The 6,276-nt window shown below is 76.2% G+C and carries 7 protein-coding genes and 1 pseudogene; 5 read left to right on the top strand and 3 right to left on the bottom strand.

Features of this window, described 5'->3' with window-relative positions:
• Together A6R01_RS13410 and A6R01_RS13405 are read left to right on the top strand one after the other, a co-directional pair.
• On the top strand, positions 1 to 787 hold a 787-nt coding region (locus tag A6R01_RS13410; RefSeq protein ID WP_292606684.1), incomplete at its 5' end, for a galactosyltransferase-related protein.
• Positions 778 to 1,515 (top strand): methyltransferase, encoded by a 738-nt coding sequence (locus tag A6R01_RS13405; RefSeq protein ID WP_292606682.1) that lies wholly within the window; start codon positions 778 to 780, stop codon positions 1,513 to 1,515. The genes A6R01_RS13410 and A6R01_RS13405, both read left to right, overlap by 10 nt.
• On the opposite strand, the gene A6R01_RS13400 is transcribed toward A6R01_RS13405, so the two are convergent.
• Entirely contained in the window at positions 1,505 to 1,678 is a 174-nt protein-coding gene (locus tag A6R01_RS13400; RefSeq protein ID WP_292606680.1) for a hypothetical protein, read from the bottom strand. The genes A6R01_RS13405 and A6R01_RS13400 overlap by 11 nt on opposite strands.
• Before the next feature lie 129 nt (positions 1,679 to 1,807).
• Between A6R01_RS13400 and A6R01_RS13395 the strand changes: the two genes are divergently transcribed.
• Positions 1,808 to 2,476, top strand: a complete 669-nt coding sequence (locus A6R01_RS13395; RefSeq protein WP_292606678.1) for an HAD family hydrolase — start codon at positions 1,808 to 1,810, stop codon at positions 2,474 to 2,476.
• Between the two features lie 226 nt (positions 2,477 to 2,702).
• Here the strand turns inward: A6R01_RS13395 and A6R01_RS13390 are convergent, their stop codons facing one another.
• Entirely contained in the window at positions 2,703 to 4,286 is a 1,584-nt protein-coding gene (locus A6R01_RS13390) for an NAD(P)/FAD-dependent oxidoreductase (protein WP_292606676.1), read from the bottom strand.
• Positions 4,287 to 4,338: 52 nt separating this feature from the next.
• On the bottom strand, positions 4,339 to 4,779 hold the full coding sequence (locus A6R01_RS13385) for an SRPBCC family protein (RefSeq protein ID WP_292606674.1): 441 nt from the start codon (positions 4,777 to 4,779) through the stop codon (positions 4,339 to 4,341).
• Between A6R01_RS13385 and A6R01_RS18330 the strand changes: the two are divergent.
• A pseudogene (locus A6R01_RS18330) lies at positions 4,778 to 5,200 on the top strand (FAD-dependent oxidoreductase); the annotation flags it as partial. The gene A6R01_RS13385 and the pseudogene A6R01_RS18330 overlap by 2 nt on opposite strands.
• 28 nt (positions 5,201 to 5,228) lie before the next feature.
• The gene (locus A6R01_RS13375; RefSeq protein ID WP_366925109.1) at positions 5,229 to 6,218 is read left to right on the top strand and encodes an FAD-dependent oxidoreductase; all 990 of its coding nucleotides are present in this window, start codon (positions 5,229 to 5,231) and stop codon (positions 6,216 to 6,218) included.
• Positions 6,219 to 6,276: the final 58 nt, after the last annotated feature.

Genomic DNA, 6,276 nt, shown 5'->3' with positions numbered 1-6,276 from the left:
CGGCACGGTCGTGCCGGACGTGCACGTCGTCGTGGCGATGGACGACCCGGCCGTGGCCGGCGTCGCGGTGGGCGACGGGCCGCCCGTCGAGGTCCTCGCGGTCGGCCGGGACCCGCTCGGGCTGCCGCTCGCCGCGGCCCGCAACCTCGGCATGGCCCATGCCGCGCGCGCCGGCTGCGACGTCCTCATCGGCCTCGACGTGGACTGCCTGGCCGGCCCCACCATGGTCGCCGGGTACGCCGCCACCGTCCGCGACGACCCCGCGACCGTGTGGTCGGGGCCGGTGACCTACCTCCCGCCGCCACCGCCGCGCGGCTACGACCTCGGCACGCTCGCGGCCCTCGACGACCCGCACCCCGCCCGGCCCGCGCCCGCCCCCGGCGAGCGACGACGCGGTGCGCCCGCCGAGCTGTTCTGGTCGCTGTCCTACGCCGTCGGCTCGGCCACCTGGGAGCGGTGCGGCGGCTACTGCGAGGAGTACGTCGGCTACGGCGGCGAGGACACTGACCTCGGCCGGTCGCTGCTCGCCCAGGGCATCGGACTGGGCTGGACGGGTGACGCCCGCGCCTACCACCAGCACCACCCCGTGTCCTCCCCGCCGGTGGAGCACCTGCACGACGTGCTACGCAACGGGCGGCTGTTCCGCGACCGGTGGGGTGAGTGGCCGATGCGAGGGTGGCTGGAGCAGTTCGAGCGCCGCGGCCTGGTGCGTCGCGACGGCGCGGAGTGGGTACTCGTCGAGGACGGGACAGACCACGAGGCACGAGGAGCGCGAGCATGGCGATGACCGAGCCGACCACGACCGGACTGGCAGCGCCCGCGACCCCCGGGCCCGTGGAGCGGGCCGAGGGACTGGGCGAGGACGCCCCGGTCCGGCCCCGGACCGCCTTCGTGGGGCGGCTGGAGATCCAGTGGGACCCCCGCATCCTCGAGCCGCGGCCCTGGGTGGCCGAGCAGTCCCGCTGGGCGGCGCTGCTGCTCACGGACCTGCCGCCCGGGCCGGTGCTGGAGCTGTGCTCGGGGGCGGGTCACATCGGCCTGCTCGCGGTGGCCGGCACCCGCCGCGAGCTCGTCTGCGTCGACGTCGACCCCGTGGCCTCGCGGTACGCCGCCGACAACGCCCGTCGCAACGGTCTCGCCGACCAGGTGAGCGTCCGCACGGAGACGATCGCGGACGCGGCCGAGCACCCGACGGCGTACTCCCTGGTGCTGGCGGACCCGCCGTGGGTCTCCTCGCACGAGGTGACGCGGTTCCCCGAGGACCCGGTGCGCGCCATCGACGGCGGTGCCGACGGCAGCGCACTGGCGATCGACTGCGTGCGCACCGCGGGCCGGGTGCTGGCGCCGGGCGGGGCGATGGTGCTGCAGGTGGGGAGCGAGACCCAGCTGGACGGGCCGGTGGCCGCGGCCGGCGCCGAGCACGGTCTGGTCGAGGTGGAGCGTCGTGTCTACGAGCGCGGGGTGCTGGCGCTGCTGCGCCGGCGCGACGACGGTGGGGGAGTCGTCAGCGGGTGAGCGGGGCCGATGCCACGGCCGAGGCGGCCGGTGCCAGGCCGATGACCGGGTTCTCCTCGCGGTCCACGTCGTCACCCTGGACGAGCCCGATCACCACCATGGTGCCGAGCACCAGCACGATGATGGCGATGACGATCGCGGCGACGACCTTGGGGCGGTCCACGGTGTTCCCCTTCCAGGAGCGGATGCGTGGTTCGAGCCTGCCAGCCGAGCGGCGGGACCGTCCCACCCCTGCGGCTTCACTCGGTCAGGTGGCCCGTCGCGTGCACCGGGCTCGTTACCGTCGGTCGGCATGAGCCCCGACGCCGACCAGCGCGCCACGACCGTCGTCCTCGACATCGACGGGACCCTCGTCGACTCCGTCTACCTGCACGTCCACGCGTGGGTGCGGGCCTTCCACCAGGTCGGCCTCACCGTGGCCTCCCACCGCATCCACGGCGCGATCGGCATGGGCGGCGACCGCATCGTGACCCACCTGGCCGGCGAAGCGGCCGAGGGGAGTATCGGCGACGACGTCCGCGCGCGCCACGACGAGCTGTTCGAGTCGGTCCTCGGGGACGTGCGTCCCACCCGCGGCACCGACGAGCTGCTGCAGGCCCTGCGCGACCGGGGTCTCCGGCTGGTCGTCGCCAGCTCGGCGAACGCCGAGACGACCGACGCGCTCCTCCAGGCCGCCGGGGCCGCGACCCTGGTGGAGGAGGTCACCACCGGTGACGACGTCGGCCACTCCAAGCCGCACCCCGAGCCGGTCGAGCAGGTGCTGGAGAAGGCCGGCTCCGGCGCCGCGTTCATGCTCGGCGACGCCCCCTGGGACGGCGAGGCGGCGCGCGAGGTCGGGGTCCGGTTCGTCGCGGTCCGCACCGGTGGGTTCAGCGACGAGGTGCTGCGCGAGGCGGGCGCCGAGCACGTCTTCGACGACCCCGCCGACCTGCTCGAGCACCTTGACGAGGTCCTGGGCTGAGGCGTCCCGTGGGCGGTGGTCCCTGAACCAGCTCGGTTGGGGAACCGGTTGTGTACTCACCGCCGTGGGCGGGCGTGCCCGTGAGCGGTGAGCTCTGAACCGACTCCAGTCGGAACTCGGTTGAGCACTCACCGCCGTGGGCGGGCGTGCCCGTGAGCGGTGAGCTCTGAACCGAATCCGGTGGGAACTCGGTTGAGCACTCACCGCTCCCGGCGGCGCCGCGCGCTCAGCGACCCGGCAGCCGCCGGTCCAGCAGGGCCGCCCGGGCCGCGTTGGCACCGGGAGCGCCGTGCACGCCACCACCGGGGTGGGCCGAGCTCGAGGCGAGGTAGAGGCCGCGGAGCCCGGTGCCGGGCCGCCCTTTCCCGGGCCAGGGCCGCAGCACCAGCATCTGGTGCAACTGCGAGGTCCCGCCGTTGACGGCCCCGCCGACCAGGGAGGCGTTGCGCGCCTGCAGCTCGTGCGGCCCGAGCACGCGCCGTGCCAGCACCCGGTCGCCGAACCCCGGCGCCAGCGCCTCGATCCGCGCCTGGATCCGGTCCCCGAAGCGCTCGGTCTCCGCCGCGTCCCAGCGTCCCGTGAGGCCGTCGGCACCCGCGTCCCCGCGGACCCGGTGCGGCACGTGGGTGTAGGCCCACAGCGACTCGGTGCCCGTGGGGGAGCGGGTGGGGTCGGTGGTGGTCATCTGGCCGGCGAGGAGGTACGGCGCGGCCGGCACCCGCCCGGTGGCCACCTGGCTCGTGGCCTCGTGCATCTGCTCGGGGGAGTCCCCGACGTGGAAGCTGCCGGGTGCGACGGGCGGCGGTGTCTCCCACGGGACCGGACCCGACAGCGCCCAGTCGACCTTGACCGTCGCCGGGTCGAGCTCGAAGTGGCGCAGCCCGCGGCGTACCCGCGCCGGGTGGTCCTCCTCGTCCACGAGCGAGCCCCACAGCACCGGGACGCTGACGGCGCCGAGCACGGCGTGCCGGGCCCGGACCTCCCGCCCCGCCGCGCGTACGCCGACGGCCCGGCCGTCCCGCACGACCACGCGCTCCACCGGGGTGCTGGTGCGCAGCTCGCCGCCCAGCGACACGAACCGGCGCGCCATGGCCGCGGTCAGCTCGCCGGCTCCCCCCACCGGCACGGGGAACCCGTCGGCCTGCGCGAGCATGGTCATGATGAGGCCGAACGCCCCCGAACCGGGCGCGTCCAGCGGGATGTCGGCGTGCCCCGCGCTCCCGCTGACCAGCAGCCGCGCGTCGTCCCCGGTGAAGCGGCCCCAGCCCGCCCCGAGGGCGGGCGTCAGGAGCTGGCGGACCGTGCCCAGGGCGCCGTGGCGCGCCAGCGCCAGACCGGCCCGGGCACCGCCGCGCACCGGCGGGAAGGGGCTCAGCAGCAGGTCGAGCAGCCCGGGGCCGATGGCGTCCCACTGCCGGCACAGGTCCAGCCAGGCCTCGCCGTCCCCGGGGTGCGCGGCCTCCATGCCGGCGGCCGTGTCGTCGCGGTCGCGGTGCACCAGGGCCCACCGGCCGGGCAGCGGGTGGCCCAGCGGGGCCGGGGGTGTGGTCCACCGCAGCCCGTGGGATCCCAGGTCCAGCCGGTCGACCACGGGGGAGGCCGCGGCGAAGGGGTAGAAGGCGCTGAAGGTGTCCTGGACGAAGCCGGGGTGCAGCTCGTCGTCGTGACGCACCGCGCCGCCGACCGCCTCCGCGGCCTCGAGGACCAGGACCGCCCACCCGGCGTCCGCGAGGAGGTTCGCGGCGACCAGGCCGTTGGGCCCGGCGCCGACCACCACGGCGTCGACGGTGGCGGGCAGCTCGGAGGTCATGCGTCCCATCGTCACGGGCGCGGTCAAGGGCTCCAGCCGACCTCAGCGGACCTCAGCCGGCGCTCCGTCGCTCGGCCAGGTAGGCCAGGCGCCGCAGCGACTCGACGTTGCGCCAGCCCAGCATCGCGTGACGTAGCGGGGGCGGCACCAGGCGCCCCGGCCCGTGGCTGGCGTCCTCCTCGATCGTGACCAGCGTGTCGGCGCCCTGGGGCTCGAGCGTGACCGTCACCGCGGCCTGTCCGCCGGGCCAGGCCTTGGCGGTGAGCCGGAGCATCCGGCCGGGGTCGCACGCCTCGGCCACGGTCTCGTCGTCGAGGAGGAGGGGCCAGGAGCCGACCGAGTGGTGGAGCCGGGCGCCCTCGGCCGGCCAGTGGTCGTCGACCTCGCGCATCCGGGATGCACCGACCACCCACAGCGGGTAGAGCCAGCCGTCGGCGAGGACGTCCCAGACCTGGTCGGGGGTGGCGTGCACGACGCGGGTGTTGGTGCTCATGGCTCCACCCTTCCCCTCAGCGGTCGCCCGCTCCTCGCCCAGAGGTATGAGGTCACCCCCGGATGCCAGGCGTGGCGCGCAGATGACGCCCGGAAGGGTGGGAGGACTCGTCGATCGACGGGGCAGCGTCGGGGCTGCGGCACGCACGGTGCCGCGTCCACGACTCGGGAGGGACCCCGGCATGGCCGAGAGCATCTGGTGGAAGCAGCGTGGCACGCCCGCGGCCGACGGCGCGCTGCCGACCGAGCAGGTCGACGTGGCCGTGGTCGGGGCGGGCGTGACCGGTCTGACCGCCGCGCTGCTGCTGGCGCGCGCCGGGCTGGGCGTCGTCGTGCTCGAGGCCCGGCACCCCGGGGCCGTCACGACCGGCCGCACCACCGGCAAGGTTTCCGCGCTCCAGGGGACGATGCTCTCGCGGATGCTCCGCGCCGGCCGACGCGAGTCGGCGGCTGCCGGTCCCGGCGGCCGCCGCGACGCTGCTCGACGACCAGCTGCAGCTCGACCCCGGACAGCTCGTCGAGCGGCTGCTCGCCGCGGCCCTCCAGGCGGGTGCCGTGGTCGTCGGCGACACGCGCGTCCAGCGCGTGCGCCAGCGGGGCGACGGGGTGCACCTTCAGGTCTCGCACGGTGGCGACGAGGGCCGGGTCAGCGCGGGCCGCGTGCTGCTGGCCACCGGAGCGCCCGTGGTCGACCGGCGCATGCACTTCGCGCGGGTCACCGCCCAGCGCAGCTACATCGTGGCCTTCGACACCGCCGCGGCCCCCGAGACCATGGCGCTGTCCGGCGGTGGCCCGTCCCGGTCGTTCCGCAGCGCCGAGGTCGACGGCCGACGCATCCTCCTGGTGGGCGGTGCCGGGCACGAGACCGGCCGCGGCCGCGCCGAGAACCGCCGGGTCGACGAGCTGCGCGCCTGGACCTCCGAGCACTGGCCCGACGCGGTCGAGCTCGGCGCATGGTCGGCGCAGGACTACACGACGACCGACCACCTCCCGCTGGTCGGCAGCCTCGGGGGAGCGAGCCCCGGCGTGCACCTGGCCACCGGGTTCAACAAGTGGGGCCTCACCAGCGGTGTGGCCGCCGCCCTGTCCTTCACCGGCGACGTGCTGGGGGTGCCGGAGCCCTGGGCCGACGACCTCTACGGCCGTCGGGCCCGGCTGCGCGACGTCCCCGCGCTGGCCGGCATTCAGGTCGGTGTCGCCCTCGGCGGCGCCGCCGCCGCGGCCGGCCTGGCCGCACCCGTCGAGACCTCGGGTCGTCGCGCCGTGGGTGAGGACTGCCGGCTGCTGCCGGTGTGCACCCACCTCGGTGGCCCGCTGCGCTGGAACCCCCACGAGGGCAGCTACGACTGCCCCCTGCACGGCTCCCGCTTCGACCGGGACGGCCAGGTCCTCGAGGGCCCCGCCACCCGGCCGCTGCGCCGCCTGCCCGCACGGGACTGACGGACCGCCGGCCCCGGTCCCCCCACGACCTCCCGGTCCGGACCCCGCGCGACGGGCG

This window comes from Nocardioides sp. REDSEA-S30_B4 (genome assembly GCF_001627265.1).
In the GTDB taxonomy this organism is placed as follows: Bacteria; Actinomycetota; Actinomycetes; order Propionibacteriales; family Nocardioidaceae; genus Nocardioides.
The sequence above is the reverse complement of the archived record's forward strand: the minus strand, read 5'-3'. Positions and strand labels throughout refer to the sequence as shown.

Excerpts from the sequence above, each read along its gene's own strand:
- A6R01_RS13405 (WP_292606682.1), top strand. The coding sequence starts at position 778 with ATGGCGATGACCGAGCCGACCACGACCGGACTGGCAGCGCCCGCGACC.
- A6R01_RS13395 (WP_292606678.1), top strand. The coding sequence starts at position 1,808 with ATGAGCCCCGACGCCGACCAGCGCGCCACGACCGTCGTCCTCGACATC.
- A6R01_RS13390 (WP_292606676.1), bottom strand. The coding sequence starts at position 4,286 with ATGACCTCCGAGCTGCCCGCCACCGTCGACGCCGTGGTGGTCGGCGCC.
- A6R01_RS13385 (WP_292606674.1), bottom strand. The coding sequence starts at position 4,779 with ATGAGCACCAACACCCGCGTCGTGCACGCCACCCCCGACCAGGTCTGG.